Origin of the sequence: Lysinibacillus piscis (assembly GCF_026012395.1) — a bacterium.
In the GTDB taxonomy this organism is placed as follows: domain Bacteria; phylum Bacillota; class Bacilli; order Bacillales_A; family Planococcaceae; genus Lysinibacillus; species Lysinibacillus piscis.
On the sequence record NZ_BRZA01000002.1, the window covers coordinates 712183 to 734378 of the forward strand.

The 22196-nt window shown below is 39.5% G+C and carries 24 protein-coding genes and 1 riboswitch; of the genes, 19 read left to right on the forward strand and 5 right to left on the reverse strand.

Annotated elements, in window-relative coordinates; all coding sequences use genetic code 11:
• Positions 1–12: 12 nt before the first annotated feature.
• From cobS to OPF91_RS10125, 11 genes are all read left to right on the forward strand, one after another.
• Entirely contained in the window at positions 13–795 is a 783-nt protein-coding gene (gene cobS / locus OPF91_RS10075) for an adenosylcobinamide-GDP ribazoletransferase (RefSeq protein ID WP_264988622.1), read from the forward strand.
• Positions 765–1361, forward strand: coding sequence for a histidine phosphatase family protein (locus OPF91_RS10080; RefSeq protein ID WP_264988623.1), 597 nt, complete (start codon positions 765–767; stop codon positions 1359–1361). The genes cobS and OPF91_RS10080 overlap by 31 nt, the downstream gene beginning before the upstream one ends.
• Positions 1313–1705, forward strand: coding sequence for a bifunctional adenosylcobinamide kinase/adenosylcobinamide-phosphate guanylyltransferase (locus OPF91_RS10085; RefSeq protein WP_264988624.1), 393 nt, complete (start codon positions 1313–1315; stop codon positions 1703–1705). The genes OPF91_RS10080 and OPF91_RS10085 overlap by 49 nt, the downstream gene beginning before the upstream one ends.
• Before the next feature lie 21 nt (positions 1706–1726).
• Positions 1727–2224 carry an ECF transporter S component gene (locus OPF91_RS10090; RefSeq protein ID WP_264988625.1) on the forward strand — a complete coding sequence of 166 codons (498 nt, stop codon included), beginning with the start codon at positions 1727–1729 and terminating at the stop codon, positions 2222–2224.
• Positions 2221–2898 (forward strand): hypothetical protein, encoded by a 678-nt coding sequence (locus OPF91_RS10095; protein WP_264988626.1) that lies wholly within the window; start codon positions 2221–2223, stop codon positions 2896–2898. Before OPF91_RS10090 ends, OPF91_RS10095 begins: the two co-directional genes overlap by 4 nt.
• Before the next feature lie 66 nt (positions 2899–2964).
• A riboswitch (cobalamin riboswitch) is annotated at positions 2965–3149 on the forward strand.
• Positions 3150–3242: 93 nt separating this feature from the next.
• Positions 3243–5513, forward strand: coding sequence for a ribonucleoside-diphosphate reductase subunit alpha (locus OPF91_RS10100; protein ID WP_373877048.1), 2271 nt, complete (start codon positions 3243–3245; stop codon positions 5511–5513).
• Between the two features lie 9 nt (positions 5514–5522).
• Positions 5523–6563, forward strand: coding sequence for a ribonucleotide-diphosphate reductase subunit beta (locus tag OPF91_RS10105; RefSeq protein WP_264988627.1), 1041 nt, complete (start codon positions 5523–5525; stop codon positions 6561–6563).
• Between the two features lie 362 nt (positions 6564–6925).
• Positions 6926–7459, forward strand: coding sequence for a sigma-70 family RNA polymerase sigma factor (locus tag OPF91_RS10110; protein ID WP_264988628.1), 534 nt, complete (start codon positions 6926–6928; stop codon positions 7457–7459).
• Positions 7443–8306, forward strand: a complete 864-nt coding sequence (locus OPF91_RS10115; protein ID WP_264988629.1) for a hypothetical protein — start codon at positions 7443–7445, stop codon at positions 8304–8306. Before OPF91_RS10110 ends, OPF91_RS10115 begins: the two co-directional genes overlap by 17 nt.
• Before the next feature lie 111 nt (positions 8307–8417).
• A complete protein-coding gene (locus OPF91_RS10120; RefSeq protein WP_264988630.1) occupies positions 8418–9134 on the forward strand; it encodes a toast rack family protein in 717 nt (238 codons plus the stop codon).
• A gap of 130 nt (positions 9135–9264) precedes the next feature.
• On the forward strand, positions 9265–9690 hold the full coding sequence (locus OPF91_RS10125; protein WP_264988631.1) for a DUF1801 domain-containing protein: 426 nt from the start codon (positions 9265–9267) through the stop codon (positions 9688–9690).
• 66 nt (positions 9691–9756) lie between these two features.
• Here the strand turns inward: OPF91_RS10125 and OPF91_RS10130 are convergent, their stop codons facing one another.
• Entirely contained in the window at positions 9757–10263 is a 507-nt protein-coding gene (locus tag OPF91_RS10130; protein WP_264988632.1) for a cysteine hydrolase family protein, read from the reverse strand.
• Positions 10264–10440: 177 nt separating this feature from the next.
• Here OPF91_RS10130 and OPF91_RS10135 point away from each other — a divergent pair, with 177 nt between their 5' ends.
• Positions 10441–10965, forward strand: a complete 525-nt coding sequence (locus tag OPF91_RS10135) for a tubby C-terminal domain-like protein (RefSeq protein ID WP_264988633.1) — start codon at positions 10441–10443, stop codon at positions 10963–10965.
• Positions 10966–10998: 33 nt separating this feature from the next.
• On the opposite strand, the gene OPF91_RS10140 is transcribed toward OPF91_RS10135, so the two are convergent.
• Positions 10999–11997 (reverse strand): NADP-dependent oxidoreductase, encoded by a 999-nt coding sequence (locus OPF91_RS10140; RefSeq protein WP_264989140.1) that lies wholly within the window; start codon positions 11995–11997, stop codon positions 10999–11001.
• 168 nt (positions 11998–12165) lie between these two features.
• Here OPF91_RS10140 and OPF91_RS10145 point away from each other — a divergent pair, with 168 nt between their 5' ends.
• Together OPF91_RS10145 and OPF91_RS10150 are read left to right on the forward strand one after the other, a co-directional pair.
• A complete protein-coding gene (locus OPF91_RS10145) occupies positions 12166–12504 on the forward strand; it encodes an ArsR/SmtB family transcription factor (protein ID WP_264988634.1) in 339 nt (112 codons plus the stop codon).
• A complete protein-coding gene (locus OPF91_RS10150) occupies positions 12501–13178 on the forward strand; it encodes a type 1 glutamine amidotransferase domain-containing protein (RefSeq protein ID WP_264988635.1) in 678 nt (225 codons plus the stop codon). The genes OPF91_RS10145 and OPF91_RS10150 overlap by 4 nt, the downstream gene beginning before the upstream one ends.
• Before the next feature lie 23 nt (positions 13179–13201).
• On the opposite strand, the gene OPF91_RS10155 is transcribed toward OPF91_RS10150, so the two are convergent.
• The 3 genes from OPF91_RS10155 to OPF91_RS10165 are packed head-to-tail and all read right to left on the reverse strand — an operon-like array spanning position 13202 to position 17110.
• A complete protein-coding gene (locus tag OPF91_RS10155; protein WP_264988636.1) occupies positions 13202–15697 on the reverse strand; it encodes an ABC transporter permease in 2496 nt (831 codons plus the stop codon).
• Positions 15697–16425, reverse strand: coding sequence for an ABC transporter ATP-binding protein (locus OPF91_RS10160; RefSeq protein ID WP_373877049.1), 729 nt, complete (start codon positions 16423–16425; stop codon positions 15697–15699). Before OPF91_RS10160 ends, OPF91_RS10155 begins: the two co-directional genes overlap by 1 nt.
• 52 nt (positions 16426–16477) lie before the next feature.
• The gene (locus OPF91_RS10165) at positions 16478–17110 is read right to left on the reverse strand and encodes a sigma-70 family RNA polymerase sigma factor (RefSeq protein ID WP_264988638.1); all 633 of its coding nucleotides are present in this window, start codon (positions 17108–17110) and stop codon (positions 16478–16480) included.
• 52 nt (positions 17111–17162) lie between these two features.
• Here OPF91_RS10165 and OPF91_RS10170 point away from each other — a divergent pair, with 52 nt between their 5' ends.
• The 5 genes from OPF91_RS10170 (at position 17163) to OPF91_RS10190 (ending at position 22165) form a co-directional block, all read left to right on the forward strand.
• A complete protein-coding gene (locus OPF91_RS10170) occupies positions 17163–18509 on the forward strand; it encodes a trypsin-like peptidase domain-containing protein (RefSeq protein ID WP_264988639.1) in 1347 nt (448 codons plus the stop codon).
• 14 nt (positions 18510–18523) lie between these two features.
• Positions 18524–19435: a DoxX-like family protein gene (locus OPF91_RS10175; RefSeq protein WP_264988640.1), complete on the forward strand. Its 912-nt coding sequence runs from the start codon at positions 18524–18526 to the stop codon at positions 19433–19435.
• Positions 19432–20031, forward strand: coding sequence for a DUF4166 domain-containing protein (locus tag OPF91_RS10180; protein WP_264988641.1), 600 nt, complete (start codon positions 19432–19434; stop codon positions 20029–20031). The genes OPF91_RS10175 and OPF91_RS10180 overlap by 4 nt, the downstream gene beginning before the upstream one ends.
• Positions 20000–21541 carry a YndJ family protein gene (locus tag OPF91_RS10185; RefSeq protein ID WP_264988642.1) on the forward strand — a complete coding sequence of 514 codons (1542 nt, stop codon included), beginning with the start codon at positions 20000–20002 and terminating at the stop codon, positions 21539–21541. The genes OPF91_RS10180 and OPF91_RS10185 overlap by 32 nt, the downstream gene beginning before the upstream one ends.
• A gap of 156 nt (positions 21542–21697) precedes the next feature.
• Positions 21698–22165 carry a GNAT family N-acetyltransferase gene (locus tag OPF91_RS10190; RefSeq protein ID WP_264988643.1) on the forward strand — a complete coding sequence of 156 codons (468 nt, stop codon included), beginning with the start codon at positions 21698–21700 and terminating at the stop codon, positions 22163–22165.
• Positions 22166–22196 lie beyond the last annotated feature (31 nt).

The following is a 22196-nucleotide window of genomic DNA, read 5'->3' on the forward strand; positions in this document are numbered from 1 at the left end:
TGAGGGGATGACATGGCAAAAAACATCTGGCATAGTTTTTTATTAACATGGCAGTTTTTCACGAGTATCCCGATAAAAAAAGAACTACCTTTGTCGAAAAGCACGATTACAGGTATGTTCGCTTTTTTACCGTTGATAGGCGCATGTATGGGAGCCTTTGTTGCACTTGTACTCTACATCTTGACTACATGGACAGCGAGCAGTGAACTGTTGCTTGCCTTTTTAATTGTCGGACTGTTCGCTTTTTTAACAGGTGGTCTGCATTTAGATGGCTTTATTGATATGAGCGATGCGTTTTTTTCCTATCGAGAACAAGAAAAACGCTTAGCAATATTAGATGATCCGCGTGTAGGTGCATTCGGTGTGCTAGCTGTGCTATTTTTAGTGCTTGGCAAGTTAGTAATCATTCATGAGCTGCTTATACAGCAGCAATTTGCTCTATGGATGGTAATATTGTTGCCATTTTTAACACGACTAGGCATGATTTTCTACTTTTTATCCTTAAAATGCTCAAGAGACAAAGGGCTTGCTGCTTTTTTTAAAGCACATATACTACCGAACCATTTAATAGCTTGGCTGTTTGTCCTCGTCATTATTGTCTACAGCGTACTGTATACTATAATTGGTTTATCCTATGTTCCCGCTTTACTGCTTCTTGTAGTAGTAATGGTCTTTTGGCTTTTTCGTCAATTTACGATACGTCATTTTGGAGGCGTGTCAGGTGATTTATTGGGGGCATCAATCGAAGGAATGGAGGCTGTATTATGGGTGATATTGTTACTGTGCACTTATTAAGACATGCACCAACAAAGGAAAATAGAGAAAAACGTTATATAGGTTGGACAGATGCGCCATTAGCAGATGGCTCTGTACTGCCAATTATTAGCTCGACTGTTTCAACGGTGTATGGTAGCGATCTATGTCGCTGTCGAGAAACGGCTGCCGCTTATTTTCCAAATGCCAACTATTTAGCAGACAAGCAATTACGTGAAATGAATTTTGGTGATTTTGAAGGTAAAACCTATGAGGAATTAAAAACAGATGAACGCTATTGTGCATGGCTGGACGACCCAACACAATCGCCAGCACCTAATGGAGAAACATTTAACGCATTTTGTCAGCGTGTGCAAAAAGGCTTTCGCGCATTGCCAAAAGACAATCAGGAATATTATCTGGTTGTCCACGGTGGCGTTATTCGCGCGTTACTTGTTGCCTTTGCGCCAACAGCACAATCTTTTTGGTCCTATACAGTGCCACATCATCAGCAATGGACATTACATTTTACACAAGCAGCTTGGGAGGAGGGAGCGAGATGCATGTCTTTATTGGCGGCGCCTATAATGGCAAAACCGACTATGTAATGCGTCTACTCGATGGTCAATCCGTCACACTTATAGATGGTGTGTTACCAAGTGAAGCAGTGGCAGGAGAGACGCTTGTCGTAAAAAATCTAGAACGATGGCTCATCACACAAAATTTAACCGAAGATGCACCACTTATTGACCATATTGTCACAACATTTGAGGCGATTGAAAAGCAGTGTACCTTGTACGTGATTGTCACAGATATGGGGCGTGGTGTTGTACCGATGGATAAGCAGGCAAGATATTTGCGTGACACATGTGGACGTTTATATCAAGCGTTATTTGCTAGAGCCACACATGTAGAACGAATTTGGTATGGAATTGGGGAACGATTAAAATAATGCGGAAAAGAGGAAATGGCTATGAATCGACAAAAATTAATCAAACTAGTAATGACGGCACTTGTTGCGGCTATTTGTGCTATTGGAGCAATGATTAAAATACCAGCGCCTATTGTCAATAGTGCCGCATTGGATTCAGCTCCTGCTTTTTTAAGTGTGGTCTTTTTATCTCCTATATTGGCAGGAGTGGCAGGACTTATTGGGCATATGGTGACGGCTTTAACATCAGGTTTTCCGTTTGGGCCATTACATATCATTATTGCTATTGAAATGTTTATCGTCGTGTGGATTTTTGGCTTCATGCACAAAAAGGGCTGGCATTTTTGGAAATGGCCTGTTGCATTACTGCTAAATGGCATTGTAGCGCCATTGCCATTTTATTTTATTATTAGTCCAGCCTTCTATTTCGGTGCTATTGTGAACCTATTGATAGCAACCACAATTAATTTAGTTGTGGTAGCGATTGTTTTACCTGTGTTAACGAAAGTTTTGATGCGTAAGGAAGGGCGAGTACATTGAGAAATGCCATCCAAATAGGCAACTGGATTGCCACAATGGATAATGCAGCAGCAATTGGTGAGAAACCACAAGATGTTGTAGCTGCTCCAAACCAATTGACCGCTTATTTTACAGCACGTGTCACATTCTTTGAGCAATTAGCAGCCAATGCCTTGCCAACACAAATTTTGCTTGCCAATTTTTCAGGTGATGTCACATGGTCACACTATTGCTTGGGCATTCAGCAAGTATTTGAAGAGGCAGCACTATCATGTCCACCGATTGCAGGCAGTACAGAATCCAATATGTCGACAATGCAATCGGCGCTAGCTATTACAATGCTTGGCGAGCAGCAACAGCGAGATCTATATGCAACAGATGACCTGATTTGGTACACATATGGGCTACCACTTGTTGGGGCGGAGGTGGTCGAGCAAGCGGAGGATGTAGCACAGGTACAAGCTGTTTTTCAAGCATGGCAGAAGGAAGTTGTGCAGCAAGTTTGGCCTGTTGGTTCAAAAGGCTTACAGGCAGAATTTAGCCGTTTATTTGGTGAACGAACGATTACATGTCCCGTTGATTGTATGAAAACGGCTGGTCCTTGTACGATTGTGTTGCTCGGTATTCGTCCAGAAAATGAGCAGCTGGCAAAACACTATTTCCAAAGGCATTTTCATAAGCTCACAATAGGCTAAGGACAAAACGCCTATTGCCACGATAAACACAATATGTTAGATTAATTGAGGAAGTCAAACACAATATATAGTAGTTGGACAAGCGGTACCAATATGGTTTAAAAGGGAATTCGGAAGCAGTAAATGTAAGCCGAAGCTGTCCCCGCAACTGTGAGTGCTGACAAATAATCGATAAACCACTGTGAACAACGGGAAGGTGATTATTTGGAGGAAGCATGAGCCAGGAGACCTGCCACCTGTTCCAAAATAAGCAGCACATTCTTCGGGGATTGAGAGGTGGAGGCGATTGATTTGCATACGTTTTTGTATGCATGTCCTTCATTTCCATTTCCGATTTTACAGCGATGATGCATGGTGCATCATCGCTTTTTCGTGTTAGTGAGCAAAAGGAGAGATTGGAAATGACAAATCAAATTGAACAACAATTAACAAAGCTAAAAAACAGTTACACGGAGGATGAACTGGAAAGCTTTTTACGCTTATCAGAGCGTTGGTTACGCAAAAATGAAGAAGCGACATTTGAAGCATGGGCAGAGGCGATGGTTTTACAAACATTGAGCTTGATTGATGAAGAGGAGCCATATTGGACATTTGTAGCGGCACAGCTTTATTTAGCAAAGCTTTATGAGCAATTTGCCATTATGCGTGGTGTGACAGCGGAGGACGTTTATCAATCCTTTCCACAGCAATTACAGCGCTATACAGAAGCAGGGTTATACCATACGGATTTAACGACAAAATACACTACACAAGAATTAGCGGAATTGGCGATCGTGTTAGAGCCAAGCCGTGATACATTATTTACCTATATTGGTTTGAAAACATTAATGGATCGTTATGTTGTGCGTGATTATACAAAAGCACCTGTCGAATTACCACAGGAACGCTGGCTGGTGATTGCGATGACATTAATGCAGGATGAAACTGTGAACCGTTTAGAAAAGGTCAAAGAGGCTTACTGGGCGATGAGTAATTTGTATATGACCGTTGCCACGCCGACCTTATCGAATGCAGGGAAAACACATGGACAATTATCTAGCTGCTTTATCGATACAGTGGATGATAGCTTACAAAGTATTTATGATACGAATACAGATGTAGCCACATTATCGAAATATGGTGGTGGGATTGGCGTCTATATGGGGAAAATTCGCAGTCGTGGTTCTTCCATTAAAGGCTTTAAAGGGGCATCGAGTGGCGTCTTACCATGGATTAAACAATTGAATAATACAGCGGTGTCAGTCGATCAGCTTGGGCAGCGTCAAGGGGCGATTGCTGTGTATTTAGATGTTTGGCATAAGGATGTGTTCACCTTTTTAGATTTACGTTTAAATAATGGAGATGAACGCCTACGTGCACACGATATTTTCACAGGGCTTTGCTTGCCTGACCTCTTTATGGAAACAGTGGAGGCACGTGGCGACTGGCATTTATTTGACCCACATGAAGTACGTGAGGTGATGGGCTTCTCCTTAGAGGATTTCTATGATGAAGAAAAGGGTGCTGGCTCCTTCCGCACAAAATATGCCGAATGTATTGCGAACCCATTACTAAATCGTGAGGTTGTACCAGCCATTGATATTATGAAGCGTATTATGCGCTCTCAATTAGAGACAGGTGTACCGTTTATGTTTTATCGTGATGAAGTGAATCGCATGAATCCAAATAAACATGAAGGCATGATTTATAGCTCAAACTTATGTACAGAAATCGCACAAAATATGTCACCAACTGAATTTGAGTCACTTGTATTAGAGGATGATGTCATTGTGACACGTCGTAAGCCAGGGGATTTCGTTGTTTGTAACTTATCATCCATTAACTTAGGCAAAGCGGTTCCTGCTGATGTGTTGGAGCGTTTAATTCCGATTCAAGTACGGATGCTAGATAATGTTATTGAACTCAATGATATTCCAGTAAAACAGGCAGAGCGTACAAACTTGCGCTATCGTGGTATTGGACTTGGTACATTTGGCTGGCATCATTTATTAGCTCTACAAAATATTCAATGGGAGTCGGCTGGGGCTGTTGCGTATGCAGATAGGCTGTATGAGGAAATTGCCTATTTAACGATTCAAGCATCTAATACGTTAGCGCAAGAAAAAGGTGCATATCCATTGTTTGAAGGCTCGGATTGGCAAACAGGAGCCTATTTTGACAAACGTGCTTATATGGGTGACAAATGGCAAGCATTGCGTGAAGCGGTGGCACAAACAGGGCTACGCAACGGTTATTTAATGGCCATTGCTCCGAATTCATCTACCTCTATTTTAGCAGGCAGTACAGCAACGATTGACCCGATTTTCCAAAAAAGCTATTCAGAGGAGAAGAAGGATTATAAAATTCCAGTGACAGTACCTGATTTATCACCTGTGACAACATGGTATTATAAATCCGCTTATTTTATTGACCAAAATTGGACAATTAAGCAAAATGCCGCACGTGCACGTCATATTGATCAAGGCATTTCTTTAAATTTATATGTGCAAAATACGATACAGGCAAAGGATTTACTGGCACTACATTTACACGCTTGGGCAAGTGGTGTCAAAACGACTTATTATGTACGTTCTACATCGGTGGAATTAATCGAATGTGAATCGTGTGCAAGCTAGGAGGACATTATGACAACAATTACGAAACGACCGATTATGGATAAAACAGCACCAAACCGTTCTACAAGCATCGTCAACGGGCATTCATCCAATATTTTAAACTGGGATGATGTTCGTTTTAACTGGGCATATCCTAAATATAAAAAAATGCTAGGAAACTTTTGGACACCATTTGAAATTAATATGAGCAATGATGTCAAACAATTTTCTACATTATCAGCAGATGAACGAGAATCTTTCTTGAAAATTATTGGTTTATTAGCATTGCTAGATAGCGTACAAACGGATTTTGCGGGTAAGGTAGCGGATTATTTAACAGATTCGAGCTTAAATGCCTTGATGATTATTTTAGCACAGCAGGAGGTGATTCATAATCATTCGTACTCCTATGTGCTGTCTAGTCTTGTGACAAAGGATGAGCAGGATCGGACATTTGATTTTTGGCGGACAGAGCCTGTGCTAGAGCGCCGCAATGATTTTGTTATTAAAGGCTATCATGCATTCTCCGAAGAACCAACAGTAGAAAGTATGCTAGAGGCGATTGTCTACGATGTTATTTTAGAGGGATTGTTCTTCTATTCAGGCTTTGCTTTCTTTTATCATTTGGCACGCAATCAAAAAATGGTAGCTACCTCTACAATGATTAATTACATTAACCGTGATGAGCAGCTTCATGTCGATTTATTTGTGAAAATTTATCAGGAGCTATTAGCAGAATACCCTGAATATGATACACCAGAGCGAGCAGCCCATGTACAGGCTATTTTCCGTGAGGCTGTACAGCTTGAAATTGATTGGGCAAATGAAGTGATTGGCGATAAAATTGATGGCTTGGATGTTGAGGATGTACATGATTATGTGTATTTTTATGCTAATGTGCGTTGTCACCAATTAGGGGTGGAGCGACCATTTGACGGTTATCGTAAAAATCCATTGAAGTGGGTGAAAGCCTATGAGGATGTAGATCAAGGAAAAACGGATTTCTTTGAGCAGCGTTCTCGTCAATATGTCAAAGTGAATGTAGAAGATAATGGCTTTGATGATTTGTAATAAAGAACATTGAAGGACTAAAAGCGCTAGAAATCCATATTTTTAGCGCTTTTTTGTATAGAAGAAAGTATTCAGCGTAGGTCGTGTCTGAAAACGGCTTACTACATGGATAATTGGGCGAATTCGTTTGCTTTGCGGGCGAAACAATCTATTTTACGAGCGAATTCAACTACTTTTCGGGCAAAACATTACTTTTGGCATAGTTTTTGCACAACATGATGATTGTAAAAAGTGTACATAGCACCTGAATTTGTAGTTTTCAGACACGCTCTAGCTAAATGGTTAAAAAGATTTTCTTGCTAGAAATGAAACTTTTCCTATATTCGTCAGTCTAACTACTAACGCAGGAAAGGGGTGAGGGCATGGAAAAGCAGCAAAAGGATGAGCGTTTAACAGAGGCGATGCGAATTTATGGCAATTATTTGCTGAAGCTTTGTTATACATATGTACATAATTGGACGGTTGCAGAGGATTTAGTGCAGGACACGTTTGTGAAATATTATGAAAAAATGGAGCAATTCCGAGAAGAAGCAGCCGTGAAAACCTACTTATATCGCATTGCTATTAATCATTGTCATAATTATTTAACGAGCTGGCGTTATACAAAATTACAAATCATTGATTATTGGCATAAGCTAATAAGTCATGGAGATGAACCTGAAGTACAGCTGCTTGCACAGGAAGCGGACGCTTTCCTCGTACATGCGATTGAGCGGTTGCCGACAAAATATAAGGATGTACTATTGCTTTTTCATTTTGCGGAATTTTCGCTAAAGGAAATCGCTGTATTAGTAAGGTTACCCGAAAATACAGTGAAAACAAGATTGAGGCGAGCACGACAAATGGTTGGTGTAACATTACAGGAGGAGGGATTTGAAAATGGATTCGATTCGTAAAGCAATTGACACAATGTATAGCCAGCAAACATTTTCAGCAGAACAACAGCAAAAAACATGGCAAAAAATCAATCGACCACAACAGAATAAAATCATTGCACCAGTAACCCTTGCAGCGACAGTTCTTAGCTGTCTTGTCCTAGCTTTTATCCTATTCCCTGTGATGGATAGCACGTCCACTGCGCCGACAGTCTATGCGGAAAAATCAGGGCGTGAAAGGGATTTTAGCGTGTTACTAAGACCATGGATGCTAACGGGAATGATAAGTGCTATTTTATTAATTGGCTTTATGATAGTAGCGGTCATCAAAAAATGGTGGTGGCGTGTATTATTATGCGTGATTGTTGTGATAGCCATCGCTGATAATATCAATGATCGTATTGGCTATCGCTATTATGTCACAACAGAAGCGGATATGGAAATGGCTTTGCGTGATGGCATTTGGCCGATTGGTCGTATCGAGGGGCTTCATTTTTACGAGACGATGACATTACAGCAATACCGTTTTAGCTATTTGAAAACGAGCGATTATGGTCCAATCATAGCTATTTTAATGCATGATGGGCGAGGCTATAAAATTGAGACGGCACAGATGACGTCAGATGAAACGTTACTATCAGCAATCTATATACGTGATATACAAACACTGCTTATCCCACTAAAGGAACATGCAAATGTACAGAAGCTGATTTTACAAAATGACCATGAGCGGATTGAACAATTGGTGGATTCTCCATTAACGGCTATCCCCACTACCTATCAAAGTTGGACGATTTACGGTGTAGATGCACAAGGAAATGAAACACTTCTATATAAGCCTGAACGAATTTGGACATATGATGGATGACCCCTCCGTCTAAGGTCTTAGTCATATATCCAACGGAGGTGCGTTTCTGGAAAAAGGCGACTTCTATATACTAAAAACAGTAGATATAGTATACAGAAGGAGGCAATTTAGATGAAGAAATTAATGGTAGTAGGGGCAATGATGGGGGTTTCCGTGATGTTGTTGACGGGGTGTTTCTCCATTCTACCTGGGAAAACAGCGGAGGAATCCATTGTAGTGAACAAAGATAAAGCAAAAAAATTAGAGGTAGATATTGAGCTTGGTGTAGGTGAAATGACGGTCAAAAAAGGTGCACAGGAATGGGTAGAAGGCACAGCAGTGTACAATAAAAAGAAATTAGCGCCACAAGTAAGCTATCAATTGCAGGGAAAAACAGGCGAAGTGTCCATTGAGCAGAAAAATGCTAAAAGCTTCGGATTCTCGGAAGTGAAAAATAACTGGTCTATTATGTTAAATGAAGATGTACCGATGAATTTAGCTGTTGAAACGGGTGCCTCTGTGGCTGATTTGGATTTACGTGGACTACAACTTGAAGGCTTAGATATTGATACAGGTGTAGGTGATTTGACGGTGAACTTAGGTGGCGATTGGGCAAAGAGCTTTGACACAACAATCGAATCAGGTGTAGGGCAAACAACCGTGATTTTACCAACAGAGATAGGTGTGAAAATTACAGCAGAGAAAGGCATTGGTTCTCTAAATACGGATGGTTTAATAGCGAAAGAGAACGATGTCTATGTCAATGAAGCCTATGATAAGGCAGATGTTGTCATCAATATACGTGCTGAAATGGGCGTTGGAGATGTGACATTTACATTAGATAAATAATAAGTAGTATAAACGTCAAATACGATTTTTTGTATTTGGCGTTTGTTTTGTGGTAGTTTGGAAGGAGGAAAGTGGTTGTGCAAAATGTTTTCTATCATAAAAACTTTGACTTAGAGAGCGAGGATTCCCGATGTACGAATTAAAAACAAAAGAAACAGATCACAGTGTCATTGAATTTATCGAAAGTGTTGATTCTCCGAAAAAGCGTGAGGATGCGTATCGATTAGTGGATATTTTTACAGAAGTAACAGGCTATGAGGCAAAAATGTGGGGACCGAGTATTATTGGTTTTGGCAAATATCATTATCAATATCAAACAGGGCATGAAGGGGATGCACCACTTGCTGGCTTTTCACCTCGCAAAGCAAAAATCAGCCTCTATTTTGCACCAGAGGACCCTGAGCGTGAAAGTACATTAAGCCGTTTAGGGAAGCATACAACAGGAAAATCATGTGTTTATGTCAATAAGCTAGCTGATATTGATGTGGATGTGTTAAAGCAACTTATTATACAATCGATAGCGGTTGTTCAAAAAATGTATCCTAATCAATCATAGAATCGCAAAAAACGAGCAACTCTTCTCGATGCTATTGGAGAGCTGCTCGTTTTTTAATGAAATTATTTATTTTAAGATGTTTAAAAATCTACGGTCCCATATGTTCTCATAAAAATCGATTGTCTCTTTTGCAGACAGCAATGGATTATTAAAAGTAGAGGTTGCTTTTTGTACCATCACATTTTCGTAGCCCAATCCATGCGCAAATTTAATCGTAGCATCCATACAGTATTCGGTTTGAGCACCACAAAACTCAATACGATGAACAGCTAATTGATCTAAAAGATTTTTTAAATTTGTGTGGTAAAAAGAATTTGCATGTGTTTTTTGTATAATAAAATCTTGCTCTTGAACATCTAGATTTGTATGAATAGCCCATTGCTCGCCTTCAGGTACTAATGTTTCATCACAGTGTTGGACAAAAATGATGGGTTTATGTGATTGTCTATAGAGAGAGATTCTACTGTTCACTTTCGTAAGTAAATTTTGTAAATCAAATAAATACTCTCCATTGTCATAACATACACCATTTTGCAAATCAATAACCATTAAAACATCGGCACAAGTCTCCATTATTTTTACCTCTTTCACGTTGCAATATGTTCATCATACGCTATTATACACTAAGCAATATATATAATAATAGCAGTCTTCACTATTTTGATAGTACACACGAGGGGATTGCTAAACTTTTATTGCGTATTAAAATCATGTAAAATGGATGTGACATATTGAAAGGAAGATAAGCAATTGAAAACTTTTACATATACACAACCAATGGCTATTGAATCGACAGAAGTAGTCTCCATTTTGAATGAAGCGGGAGAGGTTACTTCCACTGTGCAACGTGTTTATAGTAATGCTTTGAAAAAAGCATTCGACCGCACAATGGAGTATCGCTATTTTGTACGCTATGATACCAAAGATGTCAGCGGTCAGCCGCTTTTCACCTGTAAAAAAATGACCCGACGCGGACGTGTCTATTTTCAAGGCAAGGATTGGCAGACAGGTAAGGACTATACGATTGCCTATGATGGCTGGAAGTTGATGCTGCCTGACCTTATGATTACAGATGGTGTGCAGACAATCAAACTCAATAAAGAAATGGAAGATTGGTCGGTATTCTCTATCGATGAGCAGCCTATTGCACGATGGCAGGCTACTTTCCATGACAGTTACTTCACGATGACTGTGCAAATTGAAGCAGACAGCCCTATCCAACAGGAAGCTTTTTTTATCACTATTGGACAGGCTGTATTATTTATCGGTGCATAAGCAATGACGCTGAGACATAATTGCTTATAGTTATCATTTAATTTTAATAATCACTTTGCCTTTTGCTCTGCCTGATTCAGCGTAGTCAAAAGCCTTTTGAATATCTGGGAACGAGACAACACGGTCAATAATAGGCTTGATTTTTTGTGCTTCAATCAACTCTCGAATGATAGCGAGTTGTGCTCCACTAGGCTTCATAAATAGAAAATGGTATTGAACCTTGTGTTGCTTTTCTAATGCTGTTAGTTTGCGTGTTGCTAATTTTAGAATAAAGGATTTCCATATATTCAATCCATACTCTTTAGCGAAGCGATAGTTGGGTATGCCAGATAGTGACACAATTTTCCCACCAGGTTTTAGAATTTTAAATGCGTTCTTTAAGGCTTCGCCACCTAATGTATCATAAACATAGTCGTAATCTGTTAATACATCCTCGAATTTTTCTGTTGTATAATCAATGATCCTGTCTGCCCCAAAATCTTTAACGAATGCTTCATTTTTGGCACTTGTGGTAGTTGCTACATAGGCACCCATTACCTTTGCAAGTTGAATGGCAAACGTGCCAACTCCCCCTGAGCCAGCTTGAATCAAAATTTTATCTGTTGGTTTTAGCTGCATAATATCGTGGAAAGCTTGATAGGTAGTAAGACCAACTAATGGGATAGCTGCTGCCTCTTCAAAGCTTACATTTTTCGGCTTCATGGCGATATCATCCTGATGAATAGCGATGTATTCCGCAAATGTCCCAATTCTTGACTTTCTTGGTCGACCATATACTTCATCGCCCACTTTAAATGCAGTCACATTTCTCCCTACTTGAATGACAACACCCGAAAAATCATTACCTAAAATTAATGGCATGTTATACTTCAATAGCATTTTCAATTTCCCATCTCTCACTTTAAAATCAATAGGATTAATACTTGCTGCATGAATCTCCACCAATACGTCATCAGCAGAAATTTTCGGCATTGCTACTTTTTTTATCTCAAGTTGCTTTTGACCATAATGATTGATTAGTGCGGCATTCATATATTGTTCCATGTAAAAATCTCCTTTATTAGTTCGTTCGTTTAAACCATTAATCATGTTAGAGTGTAACGATAAAATTGTCAACTAAATCTCACTTTGTCAAAATAATTGACAATAAGCAAAAGAGATGGTTCAATGGTTTAAAATATTAAACGTTAGAGGTGTGCTATGAGCGACTTAAACCAATTAAAAAAAGAATTCGATGAGGTGAGTGATTTTTTGATTGCACTCGGTGATGAAAAACGTCAAGCTATCATCATTACACTTTTGCAAGCAAATAGCTGTAAAGGCTTACGTGTTATTGATTTAACCGATGCAACAGAGCTTTCTAGACCAGCAGTATCCCATCATTTAAAAATCCTAAAACAAGTTGGCTTAATTGAGCTACATAGTGAGGGGACTAAAAATTACTATTCTTTATCACATAAGACAACGGAGATTGATAAATTAAAAAAATTACTGAATCACGTGACAGAAATAATGGGCAAAAGTGTGGAAACAAAATGAAAAAAATTTTAGTCGTGTTAACCAATGCAACAAGATATCAAGGTACAACAGATGCTACAGGGTTATGGCTTGGAGAAGCTACTGAATTTGTTGAGGAAGTCACAAAACAAGGCTTTGAAGTCGATTATGTTAGTCCAAAAGGTGGCTTTGTGCCTCTTGATCCAAGGAGTTTGAAGTATGCGGATGAAGCCACTTTTTCTATTTACGAAAGTGAGGATTTTCAAAACCGAGCGTTAAAATATTCCATGCAGCCTAAAGATGTGAATCCAAATGAGTATATGGCTATTTATTATACAGGTGGCCATGGTGTGATGTGGGATTTTCCTCATAATCTTGAATTGCAGCAACTTAGCTTAGCGATTTATAATAATGGCGGTTATATCACGTCTGTTTGCCACGGTATTGCTGGATTATTACATATTAAAGATACGAATGGCAACTATCTTATCCAAAATAAAAAAATCACAGGCTTTACTACTACGGAGGAATTGTTAAGTGGTAAAAAATCAATTGTGCCATTTTTAAATATCGATATCGCGAATAAAAATGGCGCCATCTTTCAAAAAGTTAGGGCTTTCCGTTCCTTTGTCGTGCAAGATGGCAGGCTCATCACGGGTCAAAATCCATTTTCGACAAAAGCTGTCGCTCAAACATTGTTAGCTAATTTAAAATAAGTAATCTAAAACAGCCCCATCAATTAGAGAGGGGCTGTTGTCATTTCTTGTGTTAATTTTTTACGACTAATCCAATAGCCTTGCCATAAAAAGACGACTAAGGTAGCAACAACAAAGACGATACTTGTCAGTCCTAATGTGAGGAAATCATAATAGACATGTGCTTCATCGTCAATAAGACTAAGCATTTTGGTTAAGAGTAGTCCTAAAAGTGAGCCAATAGCTAGCCCATACAACACGAATGACAATACTTGCGTCAAAATTAGCTTTATCACACCATTTGGTGATAAGCCAAGTAAACGCTGAATGGCATAATCTTGTCGCTTTGTATAAATTACATGTAATAAAGTTTGTAGCACACCTAAGCAGGTTGCCACAATTAAAATGATAAAAACGCCAACAAATAAGCTCCAACGTTGGAAAAACATTTCGCTGGATTGCACCAGTATTGTCTCTTTATCGGTCAATTTTAAGGCTGGCCATCGTTGTTCTAAGAAAGTTAGTTCTGTCATCGTTTGCTGCGTATCGTTTGTTTCTACCATAATAGATTGAATAGTTGGTTTAGTGGCTACCGCTAATGTAGAGGACCAATCGACGTAAATATCCATATAATGTGTATAGTCATCCAGCGCAATTCCAATAATCTGTACCGTGTCAGTTGTTATTTGTCGTTGTAAGGTTTCATCAAATGTCCCTGTGGTCATGGTATCTCCAATAACTAGCTGATACTTGTCAGCGAAGCGCTTTGTGACAATAATGCCATCCTTGTAATTTCCTTGAATCGCTGGTAGTTTTCCGAGTTGAATCCATTTTTGAATATCAATCGTCTCAAAGTTTTCGTGTAGCCATTCATTTCTAAACTGTAAGGCAACATAAGACGCATTGCTTTTTGTATAGGCATAGGTCACACTTGGTAATGCTTCAATTTCATCAATGATAGCGGGCAATATACTTGGGTCCGCAAGTTCATTATCTATTTTTATTGTTGTTTCATAGCGTGAATCAATAGAGGTTAATTCATTATGTTGCACGGTTTTTAAGAGAGAGCTACCGAACGTTAAAATAACCATTAGTCCAATAATGCTTAGAATAATTGGCATATTACGTCGTACTTGTGGCATTAATTGCTGACAAGCTAAATAGGCTTCTTTGCCAGCAATAGTACGAATGGGGGTTAAAGCGAATTTTAATAAAGCAGAAAAAAGATAAGGCATGATAAAGAGTAGGGTACCACATAGGAATAATGTGGAAAATAAAATCATCAAAGCGCCTTGTCCGTTTCCCATATGATAGGCATTCGCAAATAATAGGCAAGCAACGACTGCCATCCCACCTGTTATACATGTTTTCCATTTCGTCCATTGCAAACTGAGTATCTCATTATCTGTAGCGATTTGTAACGGTAATAACTTACTGCTTTTTCGTACTTGCCATTGAGTCACTAACTGTAAGAGTCCAAAACTACCACATGCAATCAATAGAACGAATAGAACAGGTAAATCTGTTTTCGCATCAGGAACTTTCATCCATTGAATAAGCTGTGGTAACAAACTTTTCGTGATGAGTAGACTGAGCGTTGTGCCTAATGATACACCAATCATATTAATGAGAGAGAGTTGCCACTGTACCAGCTTTTTAATTTGTTTAGTAGAGGCTCCAAGTGCACGTAAAACCATTAACTGTTCTTTCATTTTATAAAATAATAACTGGAAGGTAGAGAGCAATAACACACTGGCAATTAATAAAATAAAGACAGCTAGCACGGCAATAAAAATAATAAGAGCTTGTAAATTCTTCTTAAAAATTGCATAATCGCTCATGACATCGACTCGTAATGTAGGGTCAAGCTGTTTCAATGTCATGCCAACAAGTGTCGCTTTGTTAGATTGTGTTTCGAGTAATGCAAACATACCAGCTGTTTGTGCATCGTTCCTAGGCATCCAAGTTTTTAGCACGTCATTGGCTAATAAAACCATACTTGGACTATCTGTTCCCTTAATCGTAGGTAAAACTTCTCGAATTATGAAAGATTGTGATGGTCCATCTAACTGAGGCATGGCAATATGAAGGGAATCGCCAACCTTTTTCTTGAAAATACGTGCTACATTTTCAGATATTACCACATCCTGTAACCCTAAATTGGTTGTGAAATGATAGCGACTTTTCACCAGTGCATCATTTTCCACCCCAACAGTGTAAAAGGTTGTATGGGCTTCATGCTCGACGATTGTATGTGCTAACGAAACGCTCGAAACGTTGATAACATCTGGTATTGTTTGAAAATCGTTTATGTGTGTATGACTTAATAGCTTATGCTGCTCTGGGTTATAGCCGACCATAATATCCATTTTACCAAGTAATGCTTGAATATCCTTGGTCATTTGACGATGTGCATTCCAGCTATAAACGCTCATCGTCATAATAAGACAAATAGCAATTGTAATTATACTAATACTTGTCAAAACATTGAGCCATGCAGCACGAAATAGTTTAAAGGCAATGGTACGCATCGTAAACATTAGACTTCACCTCTTGTTACTTGCTTGAATTTTGCCAAGATGGCATCTAAATCCACTGCTGTTTGTGTGTTTTGATAAGAATCCACAATAGCTCCATCATGGAAAAATAATACTCGATTGGCATAGGTCGCCACATAGGGATCATGTGTAACAAGTAGAATGGTTTGCTTTAGCTCCTTTTGTAATGTCACTAACAGGGCTAAAATGTCATCTGTAGTATGGACATCTAGCGCCCCTGTTGGCTCGTCTGCTAGTAAAATAGGTGGATTGGCAATCAATGCACGTGCAATAGCGACACGTTGTTTTTGTCCACCTGACAGTTCATTTGGTCGGTGTTTTGCCCAAGCCACCATATGTAATTTTTGCAATATTTGTTGCACACGCTCCTTAATGTCCTTGCTTGGTACATCATTTAAAATAAGAGGGAGTGCGACATTATCTTCTACTGTTAAGTCCTTCAATAGATGAAATGATTGGAAAATAAAGCCGATATTTTCTTTGCGGAATTGTGATGCTGTTGGTTCCTGATAAATATGATGCGCTCTTTTACCAAATAAAAATAATTCACCTTCTGTTGGCTCATCAATGGCACTAATCATATTGAGTAATGTACTTTTACCAGAGCCACTTGTCCCCATAATAGCTACCATTTCACCTTGATAAATGGTGCAATGAATATTTTTTAAGGCATGTACAGTATGATGCTTTTGTTGAAAAACTTTCGACATACCTTCTACACGTAACACCTCTGTCAAACGCTCCTCAGGAATTGGAATTGCCTCAATGATGTGTTTCAACGGATTGAACCCAGTCATCTATGTATGCCCCCTTTAGTTGATGTCGTAAAGCTTGTAAACCTCGGCGAATATGAGTTTTTACTGTGCCTTCAGGATAGTGTAAGATGACGGCAATGTCCTTTACAGAATAATCTTGATAAAAGCGCAATAGTAACACGGTCTTGTATTTTTCCTCTAGCTGGCATAAGGCTTGCCATAAATCAAGCTCCTCCTCGATGTATGTAGGGGATGTGCTGTTCACATTGGCTAGTGTTGAAGGCTCCACAGGCTGTACAGTACCGTTTTTGGTTACATATGTTTTACAGCAATTAATCATAATGCGTGTTAGCCATGTCGAAAAATAATGAGGTTCCTTTAATTGTGGCAATCCTTCATATGCTCGAATAATGGTTTGCTGAAATACTTCGATAGCATCATTTTCATTTTGCACATAGACATAAGCCATGCGATACAATTTAGGTTGTTCTTGCTGGATAAGTGTATAAAAGGCTTGCTCATCGCCATTTTGCGCTAATTGCACTAGTTCAGTTGTAATGAAAAACGCCTCCTTCCGACTATTAGACTCCGCAAACAAGTATTTCGATTCAACTATTTTTGCAAAATGTAGTGCATCCATTGCTATTTTCTTTACAATAGAAGTAAGATTTAGAAAACAGGGAGGGTTGTGGATGATTGTTACAACAAAGCCGCTAAAAGTCAAATTGAAGCATACAAAAGAGCCACTCGCTGATTTTAGGGCAATTACTTCACAAAATGCAGCAGCCATACAAAAAGAGGTGTTATTTGTCCGTTATATTGGCATTCCACAGTCCATTGCACAATATGAAGAAACACTTCACGAGATGGAGCGTCATTTTGCAGCAAATGCCACTCATATTGCTTATAAACGATTGCAAGGCTTGGATGCGAGAATCGATCCACAAAATAGTCAGCGTTTATCGGTCATTTGGGAAAAGTGGCAAGCCATCGATGCACAATTATTTGATGCTAAGTTGCTACAGCAACTATCACTAGGAGAGTCACTTTGTCATGAAACATTGGAATGGACAAAAAAAATCGCTTTTTTGCGTACAGTGGCGATGTATCGAAAAACGACAACAAATGCAACGGTTGTCAAAAATTTCGGCATTAAATGCTTGCACTGGATGGCACTTTATTTGCCACAGCTTTTTCCATCTCCGACTGTTGCACCAAAGCTCCTTTTTATGGGTGACATAAAACAGCAAGAGCTCTTCTTTTTATATTTTTTATCTCAGCTCGGTTGTGATATTTGCTATATGAATACAAAGGAAGATATTGCTCATCTCGATGAGGCGATTAATAGCTATTCAACGCTTTATCAATGTGAGCATGTGTATACAGCGCAATGGCACTTATCTGAAATGCCAGTAGCACCACAGCCAAAATCAACATCATTACCAATACAAACCACCGAGGAATGGAGCTATGAGCAACTAGCAGGGCTTTCGAGTGCGGTGGTGATGATTAAGGTCTATGATGAAGATCAGCAAATCATTTGTGGTGGTTCAGGGGTTGTGATTCATTCACAAGGCTATATCATCACGAATTTCCATGTAGTGGCAGGTGGACATTATTATTCTGTGCTTTATGAAAATGATACAGAGGAATATTGGACAAATCAATTAGTGAAATATCATCAAGATTACGATTTGGCTATTTTAAAAGTAGGGAAGCAATGTCCTGCGTTACCTGTGTATCGTCACGCTTCATTAGTTAGAGGGCAAAAAATTGTCGCAATTGGCAGTCCATTAGGTTTATTTAATTCGATTTCCGACGGCATTGTGTCAGGGTTTCGAGATATACGTTCTATGCCGATGATTCAATTTACTGCACCGATTTCTAATGGTAGCTCTGGCGGTGCATTGCTCGATATGTATGGTCGCTTAGTTGGTTTAAATACGGCGGGCTTTGATGGGGGGCAAAATTTGAATCTCGCTGTACCTGCTGCCATTCTGTACCAATTTGCGGAGAAATTTATCGAACAAACAATTTAGAAGAAGGTGATGATGTGCAACACAAGCCCATTTACGTTGAAATTGAGATGGCAACAACGTCAATCGAGCAAGTTTGGACCTATACGCAAACACCTGCATTGCATGAGCAGTGGGATTTACGCTTTACATCGATTACCTATTTACCGAAAGCGACAGCAGCGGAGCCACAGCGCTTTACCTATACAACGAAAATTATGCCAGGGTTAGCCGTCAGTGGCTGGGGTGAGAGTAAGGGGGAGCATCACAAAGAAGATGGTACGAGAACATCCTCCTTACATTTCGGTACACCACAGAAAATGTCACCGATTGCGGAAGGGCGAGGTTACTGGCAGTACATACCGCATCATAAGGGACTTACTTTTCTAACGCAGTATGATTATGATGTTCGCTACGGTTCCATAGGTAAATTTTTCGATTTGTTTTTCAGACCAATGATGGGTTGGGCTACGGCACTTAGCTTTGATGTGTTGAGAAGATGGCTGGAAAAAGGGGAAAATCCAGCGAGCCAATATCGCCGTTTCTTTTTAGTACAGTTAGTGAGCTTACTGTTTTGCTTTGTATGGCTCTATCACGGTCTTGTACCAAAAGTGCTAATTCCACATGCTGATGAAGTAAAGATGACCGCACAATTGCTCACTGTTTCGGATGCGACTGTCATTGTTTATGTGATTGGTATTGTAGAAAGCTTGTTTGCGCTTTGTTGGCTATGGCCATCTGGTAAGAGGTTGTTATTTGGTTTACAAATAGGGCTCTTTCCATTACTGACAGTGAGTGCGATTTTGGCGGATGACCAGCTAGCCATTGCGCCTTTTAATCCAATTACATTCAATAGTGCCTTATGGGTTTTATCGATTATCGGACTGGTGCTCAGTAAAGATATGCCGAGTGCGAAAAGCTGTAAACGAAAGCGAGGAGCTAGCAGATGACCATTTATCAAACATTATTAGGAGCAGATTTTGATCGACTGCATCCTAAGCTACAACAACGCTATGCTTTGCCACTAGATACAGCTTTTGTCGCTACAGGTGTGATGCAGACGATTCAGTCAGGAGCGGTATGGATGCGTCCATTTTATTATTTAGCAGCCTATATGCGTTTTTTATTTCCTGAATCGGGCACGAATATCCCTTTTACTATCCGTAATACATGCCATGCTTTGCCAAATGGTGAGCTGGAGGTGCTATGGGAGCGCACTTTTTATTTCCCACAGCAAACAAGATATTTTGATGCACGTATGACCATTGATCCTGTAAAAAAGGTTGTCAAAGACTATTTAGGCTCACCAGCACTGTTTTATGCGGATTTACATTTTGCTGTCACACAGGAGGGACGGTTAGTGATTCGCTCTGGGCTACAGCGCTTTGGTAAGGTACGTATACCAAAGTGGTTGGAGGGACGTGTGACAGTAGAGGAAGGCTACGATGATCAAAAAGAGGTGTTTACAATCCATGTTTTCATTCATAATCCATTACTAGGGAGGCTGATGATGTATGCTGGTGAATTTACGCCACAATCTAGCTAATCCGCTAGTGCTAGTAGGCATGATGTTTTTCATACTTTGTTATTTGTTTAGTCCACAACCTGATTATTTACTGTTATTGACGATGGCACAGCTTGTTTTTGTGCCTGCCATGGTGAAAATGATTGTGGATTTGCAGACAGTAGGTAAAATAGTACTGGTCATAATGATGGGAACTGTGACATTATTGCATTGGTTTTCAGCGGGCTGGTTGGCGGATTTGTTGGCGATTATGTATGTTTTCTATACAGTATTTATTGCGTGGCAAGGTGTGAAACGATTTCTACAAAGAGGCTTTACTGATATAGCAGAGATCATGATAGACATTGGCTTACTATATATCTTCATGGGAGGGCTATGGTTTTTTGCCTATACTGCGCAGATAGATACAGGCTTTTCACCGCTTATTACATGGTTGACAGCGATTCATTTTCATTATTCAGCCTGTATACTTATTATCTCAGTCGGACTGTTTGGGCGTATACATAAAAGTAAGGGCTATACAATGGTCGCAGTGATTTTATTGGCAGGTCCAATACTGACGGCGTTAGGTATTACATTTTCTAAAGTACTAGAAGTTGTATCGGTTGTGCTCTATATTGTAGCGATTTACATATTGTTTGCCCTGACAATCAAAAGCAAGCTTCCTGTTATACAAGGTGTATTGTTGCGTATTTCTTACGGCTCCCTTTGTGTCACTATTTTATGGTCACTACTATATGCGTTCGGCTATGTAACCATTCCGAGGATGTTGCAATTTCATGGTGTGATGAATGGGCTATTATTTGCTGGAATCGGTGTCCTTGCTTGGGCAATGGCAGTACCTCCGACAAAGCAACAAACCGTGCAATTTCCTGTGAGTCAAATTCGAGGGAAATTACGTACACAGCAGGAGCCACATGCTGGACTAGTGGACTCGCTACAGGATTTTGTCAATACAACAGAAGTACCGCCTGCAATTGTTCATTTTTATGAGCATACGACACAATATCGTTTACTGGCATCTGTACAATGGAGAGGATGGTTTAAGCCATTCGCTTTGGTTTATCAAGGTATTAGTCGCATCATACAGCAATTAAATCTGCCATTTTCAAGCAAGCAGATTGAAATGACAGGTAAAATTGTGAAAGTGAGTGCACAGGAGGATGGACGTGTAGCACCACGAGCATGGATTCGTACTATTGGGCGACAAACAGTTTTCACGGCCATTTATTCGCAGCATACCACTAAAGAAACGACTTATATGAATATTGCGCTACCATTGCCATTTTCAACAATGGTCGGTGTGTTATATGTGGAGGCAAAGAATGGGCAGCTTCATTTAACAAGTGAGCAAGATGGTGATGCAGGTATTTATTTGGCAATAGGCCGTTTTGTTTGTAAGTTACCATTACAGGAGCATTTTATCATTACAGTCAAAGATACCTCAGCATTAACGGCTAGTCATCAAATGCGTCTTTTTGGATTGCCCTTTTTACGTATTGAGTATGTAATTGAGCCTACAAATTTATAGCGAATGAAAATTAGGAAGTTAGCTGAATAGTGATACGAATAAATTGTATTCAGCCTCTTTAATTTAGCTAATTAGGGAGGCTTGAGAAGGTTGCCACATTGATATGTTTGTATTTTTATGCTATTTTCAGTTTGTATATACATAAAGGGGGTTAACATGTACATTCAACGCAATGAGCAGCCAACAGAGATTATTCAAGTCATACACGCAGCATTTCAGCGTTATGAAAACGAGCCAGTTCCATCCAGCGCTTTACAGGAAACCGCTCTATCGATACAGGAGGAGCTTAACCAAGGTGTTCTTATTTTTGGCGCAAGTGAACAGGATACATTAATTGCTGTTGTCAAATGCACCATTCAGCAAGCCTCATTATATTTTTCACGTTTAGCTGTCCTGCCGAGTGCACAGGGTAAGGGTGTTGCAACACAATTGCTGTATTTCATTGAACAATTTGCTATAGCCCAGCAGCTCTCGTACATAACATGTAAAGTACGTCAAAGTGAGCAAAAGAATATCTGTTACTATCAAAAACTAGGCTATCGCATTATTTTAGAAGAAACGATTGTTAGTACAATGGGGAGCAGGATACCAATTGTGACGATGGAGAAGATATTGAAAGTATAAAAATTGATGTCAGATCGATAATAAAATTTTC

Bases quoted from the DNA above. Each gene is read 5' to 3' on its own strand.
- OPF91_RS10120 (WP_264988630.1), top strand. From the start codon at position 8,418: ATGAAGAAATTAATGGTAGTAGGGGCAATGATGGGGGTTTCCGTGATG.
- OPF91_RS10080 (WP_264988623.1), top strand. From the start codon at position 765: ATGGGTGATATTGTTACTGTGCACTTATTAAGACATGCACCAACAAAG.
- OPF91_RS10125 (WP_264988631.1), top strand. From the start codon at position 9,265: ATGTACGAATTAAAAACAAAAGAAACAGATCACAGTGTCATTGAATTT.
- OPF91_RS10190 (WP_264988643.1), top strand. From the start codon at position 21,698: ATGTACATTCAACGCAATGAGCAGCCAACAGAGATTATTCAAGTCATA.
- OPF91_RS10170 (WP_264988639.1), top strand. From the start codon at position 17,163: ATGATTGTTACAACAAAGCCGCTAAAAGTCAAATTGAAGCATACAAAA.
- OPF91_RS10145 (WP_264988634.1), top strand. From the start codon at position 12,166: ATGAGCGACTTAAACCAATTAAAAAAAGAATTCGATGAGGTGAGTGAT.
- OPF91_RS10180 (WP_264988641.1), top strand. From the start codon at position 19,432: ATGACCATTTATCAAACATTATTAGGAGCAGATTTTGATCGACTGCAT.
- OPF91_RS10155 (WP_264988636.1), bottom strand. From the start codon at position 15,697: ATGTTTACGATGCGTACCATTGCCTTTAAACTATTTCGTGCTGCATGG.
- OPF91_RS10085 (WP_264988624.1), top strand. From the start codon at position 1,313: ATGCATGTCTTTATTGGCGGCGCCTATAATGGCAAAACCGACTATGTA.
- OPF91_RS10110 (WP_264988628.1), top strand. From the start codon at position 6,926: ATGGAAAAGCAGCAAAAGGATGAGCGTTTAACAGAGGCGATGCGAATT.
- OPF91_RS10130 (WP_264988632.1), bottom strand. From the start codon at position 10,263: ATGGAGACTTGTGCCGATGTTTTAATGGTTATTGATTTGCAAAATGGT.
- OPF91_RS10090 (WP_264988625.1), top strand. From the start codon at position 1,727: ATGAATCGACAAAAATTAATCAAACTAGTAATGACGGCACTTGTTGCG.
- cobS (WP_264988622.1), top strand. From the start codon at position 13: ATGGCAAAAAACATCTGGCATAGTTTTTTATTAACATGGCAGTTTTTC.
- OPF91_RS10115 (WP_264988629.1), top strand. From the start codon at position 7,443: ATGGATTCGATTCGTAAAGCAATTGACACAATGTATAGCCAGCAAACA.
- OPF91_RS10185 (WP_264988642.1), top strand. From the start codon at position 20,000: ATGCTGGTGAATTTACGCCACAATCTAGCTAATCCGCTAGTGCTAGTA.
- OPF91_RS10160 (WP_373877049.1), bottom strand. From the start codon at position 16,425: ATGTCGAAAGTTTTTCAACAAAAGCATCATACTGTACATGCCTTAAAA.
- OPF91_RS10150 (WP_264988635.1), top strand. From the start codon at position 12,501: ATGAAAAAAATTTTAGTCGTGTTAACCAATGCAACAAGATATCAAGGT.
- OPF91_RS10165 (WP_264988638.1), bottom strand. From the start codon at position 17,110: ATGGATGCACTACATTTTGCAAAAATAGTTGAATCGAAATACTTGTTT.
- OPF91_RS10105 (WP_264988627.1), top strand. From the start codon at position 5,523: ATGACAACAATTACGAAACGACCGATTATGGATAAAACAGCACCAAAC.
- OPF91_RS10140 (WP_264989140.1), bottom strand. From the start codon at position 11,997: ATGAATGCCGCACTAATCAATCATTATGGTCAAAAGCAACTTGAGATA.
- OPF91_RS10100 (WP_373877048.1), top strand. From the start codon at position 3,243: ATGATGCATGGTGCATCATCGCTTTTTCGTGTTAGTGAGCAAAAGGAG.